This window comes from Microcoleus sp. F10-B2 (assembly GCF_036704965.1).
Lineage (GTDB): Bacteria > Cyanobacteriota > Cyanobacteriia > Cyanobacteriales > Microcoleaceae > Microcoleus.
In genome coordinates, this window is sequence record NZ_JAUBTB010000103.1 from 1 (window position 1) to 23,154 (window position 23,154).

Consider the following 23,154-nt stretch of genomic DNA (forward strand, 5'->3'; position numbering starts at 1 on the left):
GTCGCTCATGTTTCTGTGTCAAAAAAGCTTTATGATGTGATATTACCACGAACTGTTACTATTTTGGAGATGTCTAAAGTTTAATCAGGAAGAATAAAGTCGTCACTACGAACTAATTTTCTTTGTGCGATTTCGATGGCGAAGCCCGCTGACAGAGAGTCAGATAAGAGAGAAAATGTTTAAATGAAAGTGAAATTTGCTACATTAATAGTGCCTGCAGAAACACTATTTAAAACCGCTAGAGTTTCCCCAGTCGGCACAAACTGAATCAATGTTGCACCGTTATTTTCAGTAATAGTTAATTGCTCGAATGTCAAGCCATTAGCTAGCATCAGCAAATCTTTTCCAGCTTCAAAATCGGCAATAATATCGATACCAGAATTGGCAGACAGTAAAAAGCGATCGCTCCCCGCACCTCCAATTAAACAATCATCACCCAAACCGCCAATCAAAGTATCATTATCTTTGCCACCAATCAAAGTATCATTTCCCTCGCACCCGTCTAGCAAATCATTGCCAGCACCTCCAGTCAGACAATCATTGCCAGCACCTCCGCAGAGGGTATCATCGCCCAAATTGCCGTAGATAGAATCCTCGCCTTCGCTGCCGAAGATTATATCATTTCCTCTGCCTCCAAATGCGAGATCGCTGCCTTTGCCACCGTCGATAAAATCAGCACCTTCACCGCCAAAAATTAAGTCGTCGTCTTCTTTACCATTTATTGAATCATTTCCGCGATTTCCGAAGATGATATCTTCGCCTTCACCGCCAACAATGATGTCATTTCCCTTGCCACCCAAAAGGAGATCATCTCCCTTTTCGCCCTCAAGAAAATCATTGCCTCGGTTGCCGTAAAGGATGTCATTTCCTTCACCGCCGTAGAGGTTATCATCGCCTAAATCCGCATCGAAAATATTCGGATTTTGACTGCCGTAAAAAACATCATTTTCCGGTGTACCCAACTGAATTGGACTGCTACTATTGCCGTTGATAATGTTGTCAGCTTGGTTTGGGCGATCGACTTTTGGATACTCAATAGTATTGCAAATGCAATCAGTATCACTTCCTGGTGTAACAACGGGTAATGATGGTGTTGGAGTCGGAGTCGGAGTTGGCGTCGAAGTTTCCGCAGGCGTCGGAGTTGGAGTCGGAGTCGGAGTCGGAGTCGGAGTTTCCGCAGGCGTTGGTGTTGGAGTTGGCGTTGGAGTTTCCGCAGCAGTCGGAGTTGGCGCAGGCGTCGGAGTTTCCGCAGGCGTCGGTGGTGTTGGTGTCGGAGTTTCCGCAGGAGTCAGAGTTGGCGTTGGTGGAGTTGGCGTCGGAGTTTCCGATGGTGTGGGCGTCGGAGTTTCCGCAGGCGTTGGTGTTGGAGTTGGTGGAGTTGGCGTCGGAGTTTCCGCAGGAGTCGGAGTTGGCGTCGGTGGAGTTGGCGTCGGAGTTTCCGATGGTGTCGGCGTCGGAGTCGGCGTCGGTGGAGTTGGCGTCGGAGTTTCCGCAGGCGTCGGCGTCGGAGTCGGTGGAGTTGGCGTCGGAGTTTCCGCAGGAGTCGGAGTTGGCGTCGGTGGAGTTGGCGTCGGAGTTTCCGCAGGCGTCGGCGTCGGAGTCGGCGTCGGTGGAGTTGGCGTCGGAGTTTCCGCAGGCGTCGGCGTCGGAGTCGGCGTTGGAGTCGGAGTTTCCGCAGGAGTCGGCGTCGGAGTCGGCGTCGGTGGAGTTGGCGTCGGAGTTTCCGCAGGCGTCGGCGTCGGAGTCGGCGTCGGCGTCGGCGTTGGTGGAGTTGGTGTCGGAGTCGGCGTTGGTGTCGGCGGAGTTGGCGTCGGAGGTACTGGGTTGACGGTAATATCCACACGATCGACATCTGTTTGAGCACCGCCTAATTCTGCCGATCCGCGATCGTTTGTCGCCAAAATCAACGTATCCGTTCCGCTAAAATTCGGATTCGGCGTATAAGTTAAACCCTCTAAAGCAGCATTAATATCAGCCTGTTTTCCCGTATAAATTAGGCTGTTGCTGCCATTCCCCGATCCGGTAACTCCCGTCAGCGACTTGAGTGTAAGAGTGCCGCTGGTAACGCTGAGATTAACTTCCACCGACTCGCTATCTGCATCCGATACAGAGATACTATTGCCGTTGCTAGCAGAGAAGATGCGAGGAGTATTTTGAGTCGTCGTTTCTTTGCCGATATCAGTCGCAATGTCTACACTCCAACTAGCAATATTTCCTGGAGTAGTCGCATTGGAAGCTTTACCATTATATTGGTTGGCATCAACCGCATACAATTTCCAAGTGCCGTTGGGGTTAGTTTTATTAAAAACAGAAAGAGTCGAACCGTAAGGCCCTTCTGGTGCCCCTGTCGGCGTACCGGGTGGTAAAGCTAAGGGATAAATATCGCGAAAACCATTTGCTGAATAGTTACTCGGTTTGTAGTTGCCTGAAGCGATAGTTGGTACTGTAGAATTAGAAAAATTATAAAGAAAAGAGGCTGCATTATCATCCAACTTCAGTGTGACGTTGTTGAGTGGTTCAGATGGAACGTGAGACATTAACACCACATTTTGTCCCTCGGGTCCAACTAGCAAGAGGTTGATGTTCTGTGAGCCACCATTGACAGAGTTAGAAGTTTTAACATTGTTGAGAGTGATGGTAACGCTGTCTACTTTTCCTGTTACACCTGAAACGTCAATAGCAGACGGATAGGGTGTCGCTAAAACGTTATATACAAGGTCTCCGCTGTTGATGGTAATGTTATTGGGGTTAGTTGTAGTGGTGGTGGTTCTTCCCGGTATTGAATTAATAGGAGATTGATTGCGGCGGGAAAATTCCGAGGTATCGCCTGTAGTTTTGTTAGTAGCAGTAGCCGCGAGGACCGATTTGCCTGGTACTGGAGTGTAGGCGAAGTTGATATTAGCATTGCCAGCACTATCTGTAGTAACGTCTTGGAAACCCAGAAAAGTTTCACCTTGACCTACCCCTGCGGGGTCATAACTGCTATTAGCAAAGAATTCCACGCGGAAATTGGCATTAGGAGTGCTGTTGAGAATGCCGCTGACTGTGTTGCCGCTAACTGAGGTCAGAACCGGGTAATTTTGCAGGTTGTTGCTGCCTGTATCCGCATCCCCTAAATCGTTGGGAGTGATGCCAGTATTGCCGATTAAGTCAATGCCTAATCGTTTGTTATTAAAAATTCTATTACCTTGGATCGTGTGACTGTTGGTATTACCAGCAATCTCAATACCACTACGTTGATTATTAGCAATGATATTGCCTTCCCCGGCTGCAATGCCACCGATGATAGTATTATTCGTATTTTGGCGAAGGATAAAAATACCATCGCCACCATTGCCTAAGTTTATTGTACTCGTTGAATCTGTACCGATGTAGTTGCCAGTAATTTTTGTATTGCTGGCTGGCCCTGGAATAAAGATGCCCCCTATTCCTAAATCACCGTTACCAGAAATGACGTTACGCGAGATAATATTACCTGTTATGGGGGTGACATTAGGAGGATTGTTTTGAGTGTCACTTTGGATTCTGATCCCAGCCAAAGTGTTGCCTACAGCAGTCGTACCGCTAATATCAGTGCCAATGTAGTTATCTTGGATGGTATTATTGTTAGTCTGTACCAAAATGCCGTGACCTAAACCGGAATTTCCGCCCTTTCCAAATCCGTTAATAACCAATCCTTGAATGGTACTGCCACTGGAATCTTCGGCGCCACCAAAAGGACTCTTGCCTAAATCTAAACCATTAATATAAAGAAAATTGGCAGATGAGGCTGGTTGTTGTACTAAACTACCCTTGAGTTCGATAAGGGGTTTGCCAGCATATCCGGGTTGAGATTTGCCGTCGATAATAACTGGACTGGTGATGACAGGTAAGGCTTGATTGCCAAGGGTAATGGTATAAGGCCCAGCGCCGGGAATGTTAAAGTTAATTGTGTCTAATCCGGGATTGAAATTTGCTCGATCGATCGCATCTCGCAGAGATCCCAAACCGCTATCGAAAGTATTGGTAACGCTATAGGTAGCCAAAACAGACGCATAATTTTGCATCGCGTCTGACTCGAAGGCTAGGGGCGATTTGATGTTGCCAATTTGTGTTTCGAGTTCCCAATTGCCTCCTAATTTTGCACTCCCGGTGAGATGCTTGGATGCGGCGATATTTGCACCGGTGAGGGATGCAATGCGGTGGAGGAAATGGACACCATCTACGGCTGGTTCATCGAGTCCGCCGTTCGTTTCAACCCCCGTCTCATAGCAAACGTCCTCTTGAGAGGACGGTTTAATGAAATTGTTTTTAGTCGGTTTTAACCGACTTTCGCTTTGAGACAGGGAATTTATTCCCTGGCGGACTTTGGGCCAAGCGCGGGATGCTGCTGCTACATGGCAACCGTAAATCAGGATGTCTGCATCAATTGTTAAAGCGCGCCGCCATTGCTGCAATTGCTGGCTATAAGCTTCTAGGTTATCGACAGACAGTCTGCTTTTACCGAGTTGCAAGCTTCCCGGTTCGCCGTGGGAAACTAGATGAATGCTGTCAATATTAGTGCGATTAGCTAGCACTTCGCTAATTTGTTCGACTCCATCTCTGTGGGAGTCGATAATTATTGCTTCTACTCCCGATTTCACTCCATCTAGGAGATTTTGATACTCTGCTACTGCCGCATCGATAAATACTATTGTACTGGGGTTACTGGGCCGATCGCTCTTTTCCCCAAAACTCCCCTTGCCCGCGTTCATTTGATTCGGAAGTTCGATCGATCCTGCTGATAAAACTGGTATCATGGCTGTGCCCCCTATGGCCGAAAATTAACAATTTTTCATAAACCCAGGACTACCACAGCCGAACTCAAAAAAAACAGTTTATTTGACGGTAGAAATACCTAAAAGTCTGGATTTTATGAGAGCAAGTCGGTTTGTTTGCAAGTCTTAAATTTATTGATTCAGACTATATTGTTTGTGGCTTGGTTGCTTAGCCGACCAAACAGATAGGCTGACAATTTTTTTATTAGATAAACTATACCCAACATACTTACGTAAGCAAAAAATCTTAATAAAAATACATAGTTTCGATTCCTGCTAATCGGGGCAAGTCCGCTGGGATTATATATTTTCCCACTCACTTACTGCGCCGATCGCGCTGGCGATCGAGCTTTGCCAAAACAGCACCCGAAACATCCGCCAAAATGCTAATTATCCGATACAAAGCCACCGCACTCAAAATTATACCTGTAGAAAAGCGATCGGACAGCAGGGCGATCGCCGTTGCTTCAAATACTCCCATTCCCCCCGGTGCTCCGGGTAGGACTAAACCGACAACAAACGCCAAACAAAAAGCACCTAACAAGTTGGGAATATTGCTAAAGTTCACCGGAGTTAAAGCGGTTACAGTTAGCAAAAAACCGCAGCCCCGCAATCCGATAAAACACATTTGTCCGATTAACGGCACTAAAGGATAGCGTTTTATTGGCAAATTAATGTGGCGGCGGGACTTGACGTTCGATGTTTTTTTAGCTAGATTGGAAGTAGACTCTGCACGAAAATTCAGTGCCTCGCCCGCCGCCTCCCCAGCCTTTGAATTTTCTCCATTGTTCTTTGATAACTTCAACCGCTCTACGAATAGGACGATCGGATTTAAAATTCGGGGATGAATCGCCGTTAAAATAGCAGCACAACCGACAAGCCGCAACAACCAATTCAATTTGTCAAAACAAATCAACCCAATCAGCACGCCAGCAGCAGCCATCAGCAGCGGTTCCAGCAACACGCTGAGAGTAGCAGCTTTCGGAAAAATACCGGCATTTTTGGCGTCCAATATTCGACCCCAAAAATGCCAAATATTCCCCGGTAAATACTTGGCAATATTAGTTTTGAGAAAAACTTGAATCGCCCACGCGGCAGTTACAGGTTGGCGGAATTCCCGCAAAATCAACATCCACACCCAGCCGACAAAAATTAGAGAAAGTAAAGTGACGCCGAGGGCGATCGCCAGCAACGGAAAAGTTTCGGCTCGAATTTGGATATTCGCGACTTCTCGCCAGTGAGTTAAAAAAGCTTTGGCAATAAATAAAAACGTCCCGCCCAAAATCACATAGCGCAAATAAGGCTTTAAATGCGACTTCGCGAGATTTAAAAAATTCTGAATTCGATGCAAGTGTTGTTTTCCCATTTTCCGATCCCGATTTTGAATTTGGGATTAAGTTATACTGTTTTAGATTTTATATTTGAGATGGGCAAAGGCGGAATTGTGGTTTATTTACACGGCATGATAGGACGGAATAAATCTGTTTAACCTGAGATGTTGCACCATTGTCAAGAACGGGCAAGATGCCCGTTCCACAATAACTCAACATTTTTGTGGAACAGGCCGAAAAGCCTGTTCCTAAACAAGTAATTGAGAATGGTGGAACATCTCAGTTTAACCTAACCTGTGCAGGCATCTACAGACTGTGCGCAATGCCCGTCTTACAGACTATTTAGGGAGTTTTTAACCACAAACTTAAATTTAAAATCTAAAATTTAGATCGATATACCTCGCTAGGAGTACATTTCTATGCCCGGCCCGAGCCCAGACGGTCTTTCCTATCTTTTAGATGATAGCCCCAATAGTTTCGCCTTGACTCCGGGCTTTTTGACTCCTTATCCTAACGGATTTTTTGCCCTCGGCGGCAACGATTTTATAGTCGGTTCGTCGGATGCCGAAATAATTAGCGGCGATAATGGTAACGATCGCATTCTCGGCGGTGGCAATTCCGATACGCTGTTAGGGGGTGCGGACAACGATTTGCTAAACGGCGGTGCCGGCGCAGACTTCCTGTTTGGCGATGCCGGCAGCGATACCTTGCAGGGAGGTAAGGGAGGGGACGCCCTCAACGGCGGTGGCGGTAGCGACGTTTTAGTGGGCGATGGGGGCAAAGATACGCTGACAGGGGGTTTGGGCCCAGATACCTTTGTCCTCCGCAGCGACTCCGCAGTCTCCGATCCGGCTGCTGCAGACGTTATTACTGACTTTAACAGTTTTGTGGATTCGATCGGACTGACTGACAATCTTACCGAAGCTGACTTGATTCTCGAACAAATCTCGATCGCCCCCGGTATTTCCAATACATTAATTAAAATTCGCCAATCCAATGCTATTTTAGGCTTGGTAGCCAACGCATCTCCACAAGACCTCGCTGGTACATTCATCTCTGCAACTACCGTATTGGGCAACCAACTCGATCGAGCTCGCGATTTAGGCGTTTTGGGCGGGACTCAAACGATCGCCGACTCGGTTAGCAACGCCCGGCCAGACGGTCTTTACCGCTTTACTTTGCCTGCAACTAGCGACTTTAAATTAACTGTCAGCGGCTTGACGGCCGATGTTGACGTTGCTGTGATTAAAGATATTAACGGCGACAATTCTATTGACTTTACCGATATTATTGCTTCTTCTCAACAACCTGATTTATCGCCGGAGTCGATCGACCTTAACGCTTTGGCCGCAGGAACTTACTTTGTGCGAGTTTATCAATACCAAGGCAGTACCAATTTTACCCTAAATCTGTCTGCAACTCCTGCAACTGTTTCTGATAACAATGCGAGCAACTTGCAGGGTTTTGACTCTCGTTTTGGGTTCGGTTTGGTGAATGCAGCGGCGGCAGTTGCTAAAGCTCAAGGTACTGCAACTTTTCCTGATGTTCCCGATTTGGGCGGCGACGAGTGGGGCAGAGATTTAATTAAAGCTCCAGAAGTTTGGGCCCGGGGCTTGACTGGAGACGGAATTGTGGTGGCAGTTATCGACAGCGGAGTTGACTACAATCACCCGGATTTGACGGGGAATATTTGGAGCAATGCGGGGGAAACCGGTGTTGATGCGATCGGTCGCAATAAAGCTAGCAACGGGGTAGATGATGACAACAATGGCTTTGTTGACGATTTCCGAGGATGGGATTTTGTCAACAACGATAATGACCCGATGGACGACAACAATCACGGCACTCACATCTCGGGTTTAGTTGCTGCGAAAAAAGATGGGATTGGGATTACTGGCACGGCTCCGACTGCAAAGATTATGCCTTTGAAAATACTCGATAGGGCCGGAGTGGGCAAAATTCGGGATGAAATTAATGCGATTAATTATGCGGTGGCAAAGGGAGCGAAGATAATAAATGTGAGTTTGGGCGGCCTACAGTTGAATGCTCAAGAATTGGATGCGATTCGAGCGGCTGAAGCTCAAGGGGCGATCGTGATTTCGGCGGCAGGAAATGATGCTCGCCCACAAGTAGATTATCCGGCTCGGTTTGCCAATGAGGTAGGAATTGCGGTCGGTGGTGTTACCCGAAATGGCCTGTTTGCGGATTATTCTAACCGGGCGGGTGCGGAGACAATTAATTACTTTGTTGCTGCGGGCGGCGACGGTGGCAGGGCTGATTCGGGTGACGTTTATTCAACTGTAACGCTTTCTCAACCGGGGATTCCCTATCGATATTTTGCGGGTACTTCCATGGCAGTACCGCAGGTAGCTGGGGTGATAGCTTTGATGTTGCAGGCTAATCCGAATCTGACTCCTGCTCAAATTAAGAGGATTCTTGCGGAAACTGCCAATCGAGCTGTTTGAATTAATTGATAATTGAGAATTGGTAATGGGCTTGACATACTGTTACCAGATTTCGTAGGGGCGGGTTTCACCAACAATATCGAATTGCTACTAACAATCTACATAAACCCGCCCCCACACAACTAACAATCTACATCAACATTGATTTGTATTGAATGCGAAAAATGTACAAGGGGTTTACCGTGGGATAGGGGCGGGTTTTATAGATTGTTAATTAACCTAAATATTGTTGGTAAAACCCGCCCCTACAAGCCAAATTAAAAATTGGCGGCGTAAGTTAAGTCAAATTGGCGGCACAGGGTGATGCAGCAGTAGTTTGGTCGATCGAATACTAACTCGTAATTCATCTCGCCGTCTATTTTGGTGATCGGCTGCTTTAAGGGGATGCCCTGAATGTCGTATTGGCGGCGTTCTAAGGCACTCCAGTCGATAATTTTGAAGTCGATTTGGTTCTGCAACTCAGTTGCGATCAGATATAGGTGCATCTTGTCTTGAACTTTCCCAGTCAGAGGAACTTTCATTAACACTGACTGGGTGACGAGGGGTTTTTGGTCGTTGGGATGCTTCTGAGTGTGGCAGCTTTTGAGTTCTATATCGTAAGGTTCTACCTTGAATTTCTCTCCGTTGGCGATCGCAGACGAGTGTAAGTCATTCAGGCACTTTTCTAGGTGAGGGATCAGCCCTAAGTCTGGATCGCACAGCAGTTTGCGAATATTCGAGGTTTCAGAGACTGTCATTTTAGATTTTTGATGTTATTTTTTGCTTCTTAACTTCTACCTTAACGCGAAAAGCAACCCTATTGAACTATACTTGCGACATACTTCCAAAAAAACATTTTCTGAGCAGTATGTCTCGGTGAATAAGACATTTTTTGCCTTAATTATTTAGATTATTTTTTGGTAATTTTCCAGAGATTAAGCTCAACATTAGCGTCAGCCGGCTCTATTTGATAGTTTTGTTGCTGAATTGCCGATCGCAAAGTTGAGGACGGTCTGTATAAAAACAACTCGCCCAAACCGCCGGGAATTTGCGGGGATTGCGGTTTTTTCAGTGCCAATTCTCGATTTTTGTAGCAAGAAGTGTAACAGCGCGGTTCTATTAGCAGTTTGACTTTGGGTTCTAGGTGATAACTTAAAGGCATGATATATGCGATATTGGTATCGCTGATAATTAGAGGATTGGTGGCTTGATTGACAGTCTCAGCTACTTCTAATTGGGCGCGCAACCAACCGCTGCCTTTATTCCACCAACTGTCTGCTTGAGAACTAACTCCACCGGATATAATACCTGCAGAAAACACTGCTACTATAACTATTTTCCACAGTTTTTGCTGTTTGAAGTTATCCAAATTGTTACTAATTTTTGCAGACAGCAGGTAAGCCACTGCTAGCTGAATTCCCACATAACAAGGAACTAAATATCGCGGATTTGCCGATCGCCTTCCACCTTTCATTAGATCAGGTACTGCTAAAAACAAAGCAGTTGTTGCAATTAATAATAATATCAATAACCACACTCGCTTTGGTGTATGTCGGCACAGAAAATAAAGGGCATAGCCGACTAAAGCTAGAATCATGATACCAACAGGAATTAGCAAGGCTAGTTGTGTGGCGTTGGCAGTTCCATCAATCCCTATATCAAAAAAGGCTATACTGAGGGAACCCACCCACCTGCTGACTAATCTTAAGAGATTGGTCTGTTCTGACCATACTGTTGTGCTTCTAACTTGATTGAAGTTTTCTACAGTATTTACAAGGGAAGGCATGAAGGCGATTAAAGCGATAAAAGCTGCTATATAATAAGCAATAAATGTTTTCACATCGCGCCAGTTGGCAATGATTGCGACATAGATTGCGTGGGCGGCCGCGACGCAGACAAATAACAAGTGGGTGTAAAATCCCAGTGTTGCTGTGACTGCGTAAAGCGCCCAGGAAAGAACGAGGGCGAGAGGATTTTGATTTTCGTCAGGGCGCATTGCTCGCAGCAGGGCTGCACTGGATAAAATAGTAGTTACTGTCCACAAACTGTACTGTCTCGCTTCTTGGGCAAACAAGATGTGATAGGGAGAAATTGCGAAAATTGCCATGGCCATCCACGCCACTGCTGAAGATTCAAATAACTCCCAAGCCAGCCAATAAATTGCGGGAAATACTAGCAGGCTAATCACGGCAGCCAAACTTCTCATTGCTGCAACGGAACTGCCGAACCACTGCGCCCAATATCGCGCTAGTACGTAATACAGCGGCGGGTGTTGGGGGTCTTCTCTTGCTAAAGAATTCAGGGTATCGCTTAAAGTTTTTTCGGAATTTATCTGCTGATATTTTTGTAAATCAGAGGCCGAGGTTATTTTCTGGTAGGAAATTTGTTTGATGATTTCGGCTTCGGTGTAGCCAGAAACTCTCAAAGAAGTATATGTTTCGTCAATCCAGTAAAATTTGCGATCGAGATTGGCGAACCGAAATAAAATGCCGATGACTAATACAATAACTGTCAGAAAAATTAACCATTTTTGGGGAATTTTAAAACTCATTTTTGCAAAATAAATATTTACTTAAATTTTAATTTTTCGAGCCAGACTTTTCCGTTTTTTTGACTGTATAGCGGCTCTAATTTATACCTACTATTTGTCGTAATTTTTGTTTTTAAATCTGGGTAAGTAGTGTAAAAAAATATCTCCTTAAAATTGGGGGGTATTTTAACAATATTCGGCGGCAATACTAAAAATTTAGCTTTTGCATCTATTAAGTAACTCAGAGTTAACAAATTTCCGATCGTATCTACACTGTACACCCACAAGTCGGCTATCAGCAAAGGCCGAGAAGCTGAGTTGACTGTGCGGGCGATCGGGATGTTAAGATACGCTCGGTCTTTATTCCACCAAGAGTCTGATGACAAATAAATGCTACAGGATATAATTCCAATAGAAAGCAAAGCAGGTAGAGCCAGCCTCCACAGCTTGTACAATGGGACTGTCCCTGTCGGAGATGTAATTTTTTCAGCTAGCAGGTAAGCAACAGATATCTGTATTCCTAAATAACAGGGAATCATGTAGCGAGTGTTGATAGAGCGAATCCCTCCTCCAATTAAATCTGCTGGTAAAAATAATACTACTGTCACGCACGTCAATGTCACAACAAACAACCAAAGACGCATTTCTGTATGATTTAAAAGGAAATAAAAAGAATACCCAACAATTATTAAAATCATGAAAATAACTGGCAGATTAAATATCCAATATATTCCCGATAAATCTGAATACAAGCCCACATCAAAAAATTGACGGTTAATGTTTAAAAACCAATTTCTTACCAATTCTAAAACAGGCATTTTTACAGATTGCCATTCAGTTTTCTGACTGGCATTGCCCGAATTGTTTAAAAAAACTACAGTCCAAGGAGACAGAGCAATAAATCCTGCAATTGATGCTAGCAAATAGCAAATTACAGTCTTGTTAAACCGGAATTTTTCGATAATTGTTAGATAGACTCCGTGTCCGACTGCAACCAGTCCAAATAAGAGGTGACAATAACATCCCAGAGCAACTGTTACTGCATAAATTGCCCAACTGCTATTAGTTTTTAGCCGCATTCCTCTCAGCAAGACTGCGCTTGACAGTAAAATTACCATTACCAGCAAACTGTAAGGTCGAGCTTCTTGAGCGTAAACTATCTGAAAAGGCGATACAGCTAATATTGCAACTGCCAACCAAGCTGTCAGCGGCGACTCAAATAATTCTAAGCACAGCCAATACATACAAGGTAATGCCAGCACGCTAAAAACCGCTGACATACTTCTAGTTACAGCCACTGAATTGCCGAACAGTTGCACCCAAAATCTCGTTGCTATAAAATACAGGGGAGCAAGTTGAGGTTCTTCTAATGCCAATCCTTTTACGGTATCTAAAACGGTTTTTTCTGAATTGATCCGTTGATATTTTTGTAAATATTTAATGTCCCGAATTTCACCGTCAACTACTTGCTGAATAAATTCAGCTTCTGTATAGCCAGAAATCCGCAGGGAGGTGTAAGCTTCGTCTATCCAGTAAACTTTATTTCCGAGATTTGCGAAACGAAAAAATATACCTATGACTAATACAACTATAATTAAAAATCGCAGCCACTTGTCAAGTGAAGGGTTGTGAGAATTTAGTCGATCGCGATCTTTCGTATATTCCATTTTACAACTAGCTAATCTCGCAGAAGTTTTTTTCTGTTACCCCGCCGTAAGGTGCGCATTGCGCACCCTACCAACTTAACAGCCAGAGAGAGGAATTCAGCCCTCACTACGAACAAAGGAATGATTAATCATCCACTCCTTCAATCGGTGCAAAACCCTGCCGCTGAATATTTTCGGTTATGGTGCGGGGTTCGAGGAATTGCAGCAAATAATCCGGGCCGCCAGCTTTAGAACCAACTCCCGAAAGTTTGAATCCTCCGAAGGGTTGGCGCGATACCACAGCGCCGGTAATTCCGCGATTGATGTACAGGTTTCCCACTTCAAAATCGGATGAGGCTCGATCGATATGCGAAGGCGTGCGAGAATACAATCCGCCGGTTAAAGCAAAATTCGTGCCGTTAGCAATAACAATCGCTTCGCTGAAATTTTTTGCCCGAATCACCGACAAAACCGGGCCGAAAATTTCTTCTTGGGCGAGAGTTGCTGTCGGCGATACTTCCGTCACAATGACTGGGCCGACAAAATAACCGGTTTCGGGTGCCGGCATTTCTAAAGCTATTTTAGCTTCGGCGCGACCTTTTTCGATGTATTCGCGGATGCGCGAATGGGCATTTGCATCGATCACGGGGCCGACTTGAGTGCCGGGATTTTCTGCTGGGCCGACATTGAGCGATCGCGTTGCTTCTACCAATCTTGCCACAAAATTATCGTACACCGATTCGACCACAATTACTCGCGAACAAGCGGAACATTTTTGGCCGCTGTATCCAAATGCCGAATAAACTACGCCTGCAACGGCTTGGTCTAAATCCGCACTTTCATCGACAATAATTGCATTCTTGCCGCCCATTTCAGCAATTACTCGTTTCAGGTGTTTTTGCCCCGGCTGCAAAATCGCAGCATCGGCATAAATCTGACAGCCAACTTCCTGAGAACCGGTGAAAGTAATCATGTGAACGTCGGGATGTTTCACCATGTAAGCGCCGACGGTTGAACCTTTGCAAGGCACGTATTGAAATACGCCTTTGGGAATGCCAGCTTCTAGCAAAATTTCGGCTATCTTAGCAGCAATTACTGAGGAAACTTCCGCAGGTTTGAGTAAAGTACAATTTCCTGCAACCAGCGATGCAACTGTCATGCCGACTGGAATTGCGAGGGGGAAATTCCAAGGTGAAATGATTAAAGAAATGCCGCGTGGCTGATAGCTGTAGCGGTTGGTTTCTCCGGGAATGTCGTAATTTTTCCCTTGTTCTAACCGTTCCATTTCGTCGGCGTAGTAGCGGCAAAAATCAATAGCTTCGGAGACTTCGGCATCGCATTCTCTGACAGGTTTGCCGACTTCAAACACCATCCAAGCTGACAGTTCGTGCCGCCGCTGTTCCATCAATTCTGCGGCTTTGCGGAGGACGCCGGCGCGCTGGCGGACAGGGGTTTTTCGCCAACTGGTGGAGGCTGATTTTGCTGCTTCAAGGGCTTGTTTGGCCTGTTCTTCGGAAAGCAATCCGATTGTGCCAACTACTTCTGTGGGATTGGAAGGGTTGAGTGAGTTAACGGTTGCTTCAGTATTTTGGTATTCGCCATTAATTAGCGGTAAATAGGTTTTACCTAAGTTAGCCCGCACTGATTTGATGGCTGTTTCTGCTTGTTGCCGCAATTTGGTATTGGCGTAGTCGGTATCGGCAACGTTGGGAAATACTTTGCTGTAAACTAGCTGGTCATTGGCACTAGCAACTGGCGCGGCTAACAATTGTTCGATCGGCATTTCTTCGGAACTTTGCCGGATGAAAGAACTGTTGGCGGTATTTTCCAGCAAACGGCGGATCAAATAAGCCATTCCCGGCAGCAAATCGCCGTAGGGACAGTAGACTCGAACGCGATAACCCCGATCGACCAAAAGCTTAGCCAATCTGTCGCCCATCCCGTACAGTACCTGCATTTCAAAGCGGCGGCGCGGGATGTTGAGAGTTTCGGCAATGGCGATCGCCCTCGCTTGCGATCGTACGTTATGACTGCCAATAGCTGCATACAAATATTCGTGATTTTCTAGCAGCAACTGCGTCATCTGCTCGAAATTTGCGTCGGTAGCAACTTTGTCATTGTAGACCGGCTGCGGCCAATCTTTCTGCATCGCTTTGATAGTTTCCTGATCCCAGTAAGCGCCTTTTACCAGCCGCACTGTCACCGGACTTCCGCGTTTTTTTGCCCAGGAAATCAGGTTTCGCAAATCTTGGGCGCTGTCGCGCAAATAGGCTTGCAGTGTAATTCCAATATCGGTGCGACTGCGAAACTCTTCCTCTAACAATAAGTTTTTGAGAATGCTCAGAGTTAAACTCTTGTAAGCATACTGTTCCATATCGAAATGAACGGCAGATCCCAATTCCTTAGCGCGGCGCAGTAAAATGCGAATTCTCTCGCTTACTTTCTCCTCGCTACCTTTAGCATCCAACGGGTCAAACTGAGAATAAAAAGCCGTTAATTTTACGGATACTTGCACTCGCGGCAAAGTTTCATCATCAGCTTTGTCAATTGCATCTACCTGCGACCAATTCTTCGCTGCATTCGCGAGTTCCTCCATCAATTCCAAATAGCGGTTAAGATAAATTTGCGCCTCCGCTTCAGTAATGACAGCTTCCCCCAAAAGGTCAACTGTAAAACCCATTTTATCTTTGCGAAGTCGCTCTAAGGTTTTAATTACCTGCTTGATATTTTCCCCAGAAATATACTTGTGCGCCAAAGTTTCGACAGCAGGCGCAACCGTCGTCGCCGCCAATTGACCCGGAACCGAATCAGCGTTAGCAAAGTTGAGCAATTTTTTTAATGCTTCGGGCAATTCTACCTCTTGGGCGGTCAGGTATTCTTGCAAGTGGCGGGCTATTTCCGGCCTGCTGCGGAGGGCAGGCAAACAGTCAATAAATCGAAACAACTGCACCCGCAATCCCGGGCTGGCCATCGCCCAATCCATCAGTTTGTCGTCCCAGCGCATTTGGTCTTGCAGTTGGCCAAAAAACGATCGCTTTTTCTCTTGAGTTGCCCGCAGGATTTCTTTGGCAATTTCTTGAGTTTTTGCTTCATAGATGCTTGGAGATACTTGTGCGACCATTGGTAATTAGTAATGGGTAATTTGTAATTCGCAACAGGGCGGGTTTATGTATTTTGTAACTCCCCCCCGATACAATTATACTTGCTATTTCACTTCTATTCTAACACCGTAGTTTGCTTGGCGGTCGCCGGAAATTTCAATAGTATAATCGCCGCTGCTGGCTAGTTGACCTTCCCACTGACTGGTACTATTTGCAGTACCTAGTTTTTCACCGTTAGGAGCAATAATTGCTGCGCTAACTTGACCTTCTTGAACATTTACTGTCATGCTTTGGCCGCTATTGCACTCCAGTAAGTAGCGCTTGGATATGTTGGCTCGCAAACTACTGTTTAGAGTAGTTCCCGTAGCACCAGGTTGAAAGTTTACTCGCTCAGTTACAGGGGTTTCAACCGCAGCGGGAGAAGGAGAAGGCAGTGGCGACGGCGACGGCGACGGCGAAGCAAGTTGCGGAACCCCAGACAGGGATGGTATTTGAGTGGGATTGGGCGACGGGGCCGTTGCTGGTGGCCGTGCCGTGCCTGGTGCTGGGGGAACTCCGGGCAGGCGGTTGGCGGGCGCTGCTGGGACAGGCGGAGGGCTTTGGGGGAGGGGTACGTCAGCGGGCAGTCTGATTTGAATGTTCGCTCTTTCCTGATACATTCTCCACGCTAGCAAACTGCCGAGACTCAGTACGGAACCGACTAACATTCCGCTGAGAAAAACTGCCAAAATTTGCCACTTTCGAGCTGGTTGCGGATCGGGACTTGCCGTTTGAATTATTGGAGGCGGATAACTTGCAGGTTGAGTTGTTTCCGGCGCGATGTCGGCGGCAATTGGAATTGTTTCTGCTTCATCCATTGCGGTTGAAATATCTTCGGGCGCGGCAATTTCAACCGGAGTTTCTGCCTGTGCGGAAGTTGAATCGGCACTGGCAATTGCAGTGCGATCGAGCTCATCGCTGGTAGGAGCAATTGTTTCCGGTTGCTGAGTCAAAATTTGATTTTTTTCCTGTTCGTCGCTCATGGGGCTAAATTTCTTGTACAAAGACCGCTTTTAGACATTTTACGTTACTGGTGCGATCGCCTGCACTGCACCACTAACGTAAGGCTATTGACAAAATACCGTGAGTGTCTATCGAGAAATCTATCTGCTGGGTCGAGCGCAATTTACCAATTTTTAAAATCTCTGTTACTTATTGAGATGGACGATTGACTCTAACCAGCATTCCTGTCAATGTTTCCACATTAGAAATAGCCTCCGAAATTCGTGTAGCCATCCTTTGTCTGTCCTGCCGATCGTCTTTACAGACAATGATACCAGCATGATTAGGTTGTGAAGCGTGCAGTCGGATAAAATCGATTCTATTGAGTGTTAAAACTGCCCGTTCCTTTGTAACAGCAAAAGCCAGGACATCTTCATCAGGAATGCCCAGATTTGCATTCCTCGCTTCTTGTACAGTAAGCACATCGTGACCTAGAGCGCGAAGTAATTCAACTACTACCCGAGGGAATTGTTCATCTGCATACAAACGTGCCATTATGTTAATCTATATCGTTCAACTTAATTGCGGCTTCAATCTCGTCAGGAAATGCTTCAGCATAAGCCCAGGCATTTTTCAAGTCGCTAGCACTAAGATGCGGATAATCTTCTAAAAGTTGAGCGTCAGTTGCACCTAATCGACGAGACTCTACCAGTCCCCAAACAGAAATTCTAGTCCCTGCAATCCTGGCATTACCGCCAACTGTACCGGGAGTTTTTTCAATTCCCTGCCAGGTGTTGGCTAAACTTTGAGCTAATATCTGTATTGCTTGAGCTTTTTCAGGCGGAGTCAGGGAAAGCAGTTGCGGTTCTAATTCTTTTAGTGTCATAGTTAATCAGCGGTTTGGCTGCTGGGAATGTCGTATCTATATTATAGCGATGGAGCTTTTTACTGGTAACAATAAAAAAGCGAATTAATTGCCAATTCACATCTTTTGCTTAGTCCCCTTCTGCTCCGACGAGAGGCATCTCTTAAACTCCTAGCATGGGGGGCGGGTTTATTATATACTGAGTTTTAAACATAGATGGTTGGTCAAACCCGCCCCTACGAGTTACCAATTCCAATTACCCATTACCCATTACCCATTAATAATTATTAGGCAAAGACTGCCAAAAAGGCTGCCCTTCTGGCTTCCTCACAGTATTCGTCGCCGACTGCACGTTTCCTTTCAATTCTTGATAATACCTGTCATCCAGAAAACTAACGCTGACGCCAGCAGGAAGCAGCAGTTGGCGCAATCTTTCTTGAGTGTAATCTACACCGTCAATCATTGGCCCGCGAGGATTTGAAACTAACAACTTGCCGTTAACAGACACCGAATTGACCATATTCGGCCACCAAGCATAACCGCTGTAGCCAAACATCACCGGAACTTGAATAATTTGGTCGTCTCGGAGTAAAAACTCTCTTTTCAACTTCTCTATAATCGGATTAAGTTTCTGATTTTGCAAATAGAGATTGTGTTGAATTAAAGCACGGTTTTGCAAAGCGGCGCTGACAGTTGTTTGAGTGCTCAAACCACGATTTATCGTCACATCGCCGTAACCTCTTCCCTCCAATTCTTCCAACAGCTTAACTCCGGCTTCGGGACTGGCGATCGCCATTATATATTGTCCGGGAGTTTGAGCGGGAATAAAATTGATAATTTCATCGACTTGGCGAGTCAAAAGCCAAGAAGTATCAATATCCACTGGCGGCCCTTGAATTCTCTGAGCTTGAATAAAATCAAGTACCTCTGGATTAAAACCAGCATTTCCCGAATTCCCGTAATAAACTCGACCCATTGGGTGTCCGGGAATCGGCGGCGTCACCTGCAAATTGCCGTATCCGTCAGACCACTGAGTTATAGGGTCTAAAGAACGAGGATTGCCAATGTTAAATACTTTCAAATCCCGGTCTTGAGTTGATTTTACAGGCTGGTTTTTGTCTCGGTCACTATTGCTTTTTATGGCTACATTAAACTGGCGTATTTCCGATTTTTCTGGAAGTTGAACGTATCCGTTTTTCTGGGTATCTTGCATCCAAGTGCGATCGCCCTGGAGAATTTTTACTTGAGCGCCCGTGGGTTCTACTGCTTCTTTTAATTGCGAGATAAATTCGCTGTTTACCGAGCCTCTGTCGCTGACCTGAATTTCGGTTACTGGTGCTGTATTTGGGGCTATCATCCAAGGACTAACGCCCATTTGGATTGTTGTGGAGGCGATTTCTTGACCGTTGTTTAGGGCAGTCGCTTTGAGATTTACAGTCCCGTTCCAATTGCGATCGGCAAATTGTTTGGCTTCCACACCTAAAACAATATTCGTGCTGAAAACTAGAGGTTTAGCACCGGATATATCTACAGGTTGCCAGCCGTCGCCAGTCTTCTGAAAAACGCTGATGTGAGGGCTGGCAATGCTGTCAGCAGTGATAAATAACTGAGAGGTTTTGAAGTTTTCAGACAGTGTTAAGTTAACTTGAGAAAGCATCGCTGCACGGCGGGGAGCGCTAACTTTGGTTTGTTTCCAAGTCGGTATCTTGCCGCGATCGTTATTGCGATCGTTAAATAAAATTAGCGCGCCCTTGGACAAAGACCATTGTTCTTTTCCGGCTTCGTCTTGCTCGTTAATTTGGCCATCTCTGTTAGTATCTCCCGCAAAGAAAAAGTTCGGCGGCGACGCGGCAGGCGTAACTGGGGCGGAAGTTGGTGTGGCAGTTGATTCAGGAGTTGGTTGAGAAGTTGCTTGCTGATTTCTCTCTAACTCTTGTCTTTCAAGTTCTTGTCTGGCTAATTCTTGTCGAGCTAACTCTTGTCTTGCAAGTTCTTGCCTTGCAAGTTCTTGTCGGGCTAACTCTTGCCTTGCAAGTTCTTGTCTTTCAACTTCTTTACGGGCTAATTCTTGCTTTTCAAGTTCTTGTCTGGCTAACTCTTGCCTTTCAAATTCTTGCCTTTCAAGTTCTTTACGGGCTAATTCTTGCTTTTCAAACTCTTGCCTTTCAAGTTCTTTACGGGCTAATTCTTGCCTTTCCAGCTCTTTACGGGCTAATTCTTGCCTTTGGAATTCTTGCCTTTCAAGTTCTTTTCTAGCCCGGTCTTTTTTCTCTTGCTCTTTTCTCTCTATTTCTCGACGAGCAAATTCTTTTTTCTCTTGCTCTTTGCGGGCTCGCTCTCTTATCTCTTCTTCCTCAGCTCTAACTTTCTCCAATGAACGTGCAACTTGCATTTCATAGGTTGCGACACTGAGGTTTCCTTGATATTCGATGGTTTTGTCGATCGCCCCATCGGCCAAAAAAGAATCGTGAGGAATGAGTCGTAGGGTATTGATAGCAATTTGCCACAGGCGTTGCGACTGTTCCCAAGTAGCAGAAGAAGGATTAGAAGTGCGTCCAATTAAGACTGCTTGGGCGGCAAATTTAGCAGCCTCGTCCCAATTATATTTGGCTGTTTCTTCTATTTGAATCTGACTCTGAACGTTTTGGAGTTGCTGCGTCAGAGTTTGGGATTGCTGGCGGTGGATTGCTGATTTCCAAAGTTCTGCCGGAAACGGGGCGCTGTCGGAAGTTTTGGCAAGGTTATCTAATTGTACTTTCAGCCGATCGCGCAATTTGTAGAGTTCGGGGAGGGATTGCGGAGTTTTGCCGTCTGGCTGTCGCGCAGAGAGTGCAAGTTGGTAGTTTAGGGAAGGTTGAGCCACTGTTGTGGGGACTGCAACCCAAATAATACCGATGACGACACCGAAACCATTGATAATGGCGATCGCAATATATCGAACCCAGCGCATATAGTTTATCCTCAGACACGCCAATAATTTTACCTAATCTGGGGAGCAATGGGGGATTTATTTCTAAGAACTTACGCATGGCGGGCCAGAAACCGGGTTTTTTACGAAAATACTTTGTTGCTGCGGACTGATTCGGTAAAAAACCCGGTTTCTTTGTCGGAGTCCATAAGTCTTGTTCTAGCAAATTCGCGCCATGTTTTAAGCAGCTTCATTTTCTTTAATTGCTTGTTCAATTTCGTCTGGGTAAGCATCAGCATAAGCCCAAGCATTGACTAAATCAGCCGCAGTCAAATGGGGATAGCACTTAAAAAGTTCAGCATCGCTGCATCCGAGACGGCGATAACCCACCAGTACCCAAACTTGTATGCGAGTATTGCCGACACAGGCATCCCCTCCACAGACACCCGGAGTTTTTTTAATGCCTAAAGAACCGTTGGTTAAATTTTGAGTTAGGATGCTGATTAGTTTAGCTTTATCACCGAGATTTAAGGTTAAAACTTGAGTTTCTAATTCTTGTATAGTCATCAGTGCGATCGCCGGAATATATTATCTAGATTATAGCAAATTCGCGCCATGTTTTAGGCTTCCTCATTTCTAGCGATCGCAGCTTCAATTTCCTCTGGGTGTACCTCAGCATAAGCCCAAGCATTCGCCAAATCCGCTGCACTCAAATGAGGAAATTCTTGCAAAAATCGCACATCATTTGCACCCAAAAGGCGATAATTTACCAGCGACCAAATAGGTATGCGAGTTTTGGCAATTCTAGCATCGCCACCACACACGCCCGCAGTTTTCTCGATTCCTTGCCAAGTATTGCTTAAACTTTGAACTAATAGCTGTATTGCCTGAGCTTTTTCACATGGAGTTAAGGCAAGGAGTTGTTTTTCTAATTGTTTCAGTGTCATTGTTTGCTATCTCATTGAGATTGAATAACATCCAGGTTAGAGGACACGGCAGTGCCGTGTCCCTACAAACAATTCGGGTAGGGATACGGCACTGCCGTATCCTGACAAATACCTGCAATTAACCAACAGAATTTGAATGCAATCTATTAGCTAGATTATAGCGCTTGAATCAGCGCGATCGCCCGTTTTGTTACCAAATTTCGGCAATACTGATTCCTTACCCGTAGCTGCGACTTGAAAAAAATGGTACGATCGTATTAATCTGCGATCGAGAAAATCATACACCGCTATTGTAGAAATTATTCGCAGGAATTACGAACTCAAACCAAAGAAACAGATTTTTTAAGATAATCTGTAGCTGTGTACGAAGTATTTCGCAAAAAACCCGGTTTCTGACCGCGCACTCAGACCAAAGAAACCGGGTTTTTCACGGAATCTGTCGCTGTATACGAAGTATTTTCGCAAAAAACCCGGTTTCTGCATTCCCACGAGTCAGTCCTATATTCATTTAGTCGCTTTCTCCATAAATGGAAGTAAAAATCGTGAAATCGCCCTGTTATTTCCTAATTTTTATCCTTATGGGATTATCCTTAACAAGCTGCGAACAGGCGAAGTCATTTCAAGAAATAGATCGCACATTTAAAAATAGTAATGCGATTGAACAACACAATTTTAACTTGCAAGCGGACGATCGCACGATCGATCGAACTAACAACATCCAAGCAAGTCCCAATAGCGGGAAGTTCGATCGAACTACCAACTCACCGGAAGAAAGTGCGATCGTATTAGGGATATTCGGGTTTCAGTTGATATGTTATTTGTTAGTTTGGAAGTTTCGCGGGAGGGAAGAAGCTAACAGGATGCTGAGAAGAATCAGAAGAAGAGTGAAGTGAGGATAGATACTTGCTCAACCTCATTTTTTCTTAGTGCGGTTGCGTTTTCTCGATTCAGCCGCCGTATTTTTTGCTTTTTTTTGCTTTTCTTTACTTGCCTTAGAGTCATTGACAGCACTACCACTTATCGGTTTGCTGGAAAATCCCGATGTATCGGAGTTTTTAGCTGCAAGTAGAGGAGCAATGCTAGCATTATATATCTCCTGAAATTGTGTTAGACCTTCCCCCGTACTCATATCAAACCCTGCTTGATGACCGAGAGTCACAAAGGATTTGGCAAATCCAAATTTAGAGGAATCTTCCATAATATCCTTAAATTCCGGCTCGATATCCCGCAGGTATTTGATAATTGAAGTGGCATTTCGCAGTTTAAATTCTCGCTTAAGAAATTGCCATAACGCCAATAATTCTGGGATAGCATTTTCACCTTCTTCCGGCGAAAGCAAACTCACTTTCCTGGGAAACAACTCTTCGACTACAGTTGCCACATCTTCCACTTTCATGCGAGGCAGCGTAAAACCTTCATACCCGAAACCGTAATAAATGAACTGCGAGATCCAAAATCCAACGTCTGGATAAGTTTTACAGTATTCTTCTCCTTCGGGAGAATTGACAAATAGCTCGATTAGCGTTTCCTGATAAGCTGCTACGCAGCTAAACCGGATAAAATAGCATTGCCTTTATTTTTGATTTTTCGCTCCCATTTAATAAC

General features: G+C 45.4%; 15 protein-coding genes. 2 read left to right on the plus strand and 13 right to left on the minus strand.

The annotated features are described in order from the left end of the window. Nucleotides 1-179: 179 nt before the first annotated feature. Both QUA99_RS27755 and QUA99_RS27760 read right to left on the minus strand, forming a co-directional pair. Nucleotides 180-4,778 (minus strand): DUF4347 domain-containing protein, encoded by a 4,599-nt coding sequence (locus QUA99_RS27755; protein ID WP_333243133.1) that lies wholly within the window; start codon nucleotides 4,776-4,778, stop codon nucleotides 180-182. Nucleotides 4,779-5,112: 334 nt separating this feature from the next. Beyond that, nucleotides 5,113-6,162 (minus strand): UPF0104 family protein, encoded by a 1,050-nt coding sequence (locus QUA99_RS27760; protein WP_333243136.1) that lies wholly within the window; start codon nucleotides 6,160-6,162, stop codon nucleotides 5,113-5,115. A 384-nt stretch (nucleotides 6,163-6,546) separates the two neighbouring features. Here QUA99_RS27760 and QUA99_RS27765 point away from each other — a divergent pair, with 384 nt between their 5' ends. Further along, nucleotides 6,547-8,592 (plus strand): S8 family serine peptidase, encoded by a 2,046-nt coding sequence (locus QUA99_RS27765; RefSeq protein WP_333243139.1) that lies wholly within the window; start codon nucleotides 6,547-6,549, stop codon nucleotides 8,590-8,592. A 257-nt stretch (nucleotides 8,593-8,849) separates the two neighbouring features. On the opposite strand, the gene QUA99_RS27770 is transcribed toward QUA99_RS27765, so the two are convergent. The 10 genes from QUA99_RS27770 to QUA99_RS27815 form a co-directional block, all read right to left on the minus strand. After that, nucleotides 8,850-9,329 (minus strand): hypothetical protein, encoded by a 480-nt coding sequence (locus tag QUA99_RS27770; RefSeq protein WP_333243142.1) that lies wholly within the window; start codon nucleotides 9,327-9,329, stop codon nucleotides 8,850-8,852. Nucleotides 9,330-9,481: 152 nt separating this feature from the next. Further along, nucleotides 9,482-11,122 carry a glycosyltransferase family 39 protein gene (locus tag QUA99_RS27775; RefSeq protein ID WP_333243145.1) on the minus strand — a complete coding sequence of 547 codons (1,641 nt, stop codon included), beginning with the start codon at nucleotides 11,120-11,122 and terminating at the stop codon, nucleotides 9,482-9,484. Between the two features lie 17 nt (nucleotides 11,123-11,139). Further along, the gene (locus QUA99_RS27780) at nucleotides 11,140-12,768 is read right to left on the minus strand and encodes a glycosyltransferase family 39 protein (protein WP_333243148.1); all 1,629 of its coding nucleotides are present in this window, start codon (nucleotides 12,766-12,768) and stop codon (nucleotides 11,140-11,142) included. 124 nt (nucleotides 12,769-12,892) lie between these two features. Further along, nucleotides 12,893-15,868, minus strand: a complete 2,976-nt coding sequence (pruA, locus tag QUA99_RS27785) for an L-glutamate gamma-semialdehyde dehydrogenase (protein WP_333243151.1) — start codon at nucleotides 15,866-15,868, stop codon at nucleotides 12,893-12,895. 84 nt (nucleotides 15,869-15,952) lie between these two features. Further along, a complete protein-coding gene (locus QUA99_RS27790) occupies nucleotides 15,953-16,870 on the minus strand; it encodes a hypothetical protein (RefSeq protein WP_333243154.1) in 918 nt (305 codons plus the stop codon). 169 nt (nucleotides 16,871-17,039) lie between these two features. Further along, on the minus strand, nucleotides 17,040-17,384 hold the full coding sequence (locus tag QUA99_RS27795) for a DUF5615 family PIN-like protein (RefSeq protein WP_333243157.1): 345 nt from the start codon (nucleotides 17,382-17,384) through the stop codon (nucleotides 17,040-17,042). A gap of 4 nt (nucleotides 17,385-17,388) precedes the next feature. Next, nucleotides 17,389-17,715, minus strand: a complete 327-nt coding sequence (locus tag QUA99_RS27800) for a DUF433 domain-containing protein (RefSeq protein WP_333243160.1) — start codon at nucleotides 17,713-17,715, stop codon at nucleotides 17,389-17,391. A 256-nt stretch (nucleotides 17,716-17,971) separates the two neighbouring features. Beyond that, complete coding sequence (locus tag QUA99_RS27805; protein WP_333243164.1) at nucleotides 17,972-20,644, minus strand: protein-arginine deiminase family protein; 2,673 nt, start codon at nucleotides 20,642-20,644, stop codon at nucleotides 17,972-17,974. A 198-nt stretch (nucleotides 20,645-20,842) separates the two neighbouring features. Continuing rightward, nucleotides 20,843-21,169: a DUF433 domain-containing protein gene (locus QUA99_RS27810; protein WP_333243167.1), complete on the minus strand. Its 327-nt coding sequence runs from the start codon at nucleotides 21,167-21,169 to the stop codon at nucleotides 20,843-20,845. 53 nt (nucleotides 21,170-21,222) lie between these two features. Continuing rightward, nucleotides 21,223-21,549: a DUF433 domain-containing protein gene (locus QUA99_RS27815; RefSeq protein ID WP_333243170.1), complete on the minus strand. Its 327-nt coding sequence runs from the start codon at nucleotides 21,547-21,549 to the stop codon at nucleotides 21,223-21,225. 578 nt (nucleotides 21,550-22,127) lie between these two features. Between QUA99_RS27815 and QUA99_RS27820 the strand changes: the two genes are divergently transcribed. Then, entirely contained in the window at nucleotides 22,128-22,442 is a 315-nt protein-coding gene (locus tag QUA99_RS27820) for a hypothetical protein (protein ID WP_333243173.1), read from the plus strand. Between the two features lie 20 nt (nucleotides 22,443-22,462). Here the strand turns inward: QUA99_RS27820 and QUA99_RS27825 are convergent, their stop codons facing one another. Further along, on the minus strand, nucleotides 22,463-22,945 hold the full coding sequence (locus tag QUA99_RS27825; RefSeq protein ID WP_333243177.1) for a hypothetical protein: 483 nt from the start codon (nucleotides 22,943-22,945) through the stop codon (nucleotides 22,463-22,465). Between the last annotated feature and the right edge of the window lie 209 nt (nucleotides 22,946-23,154).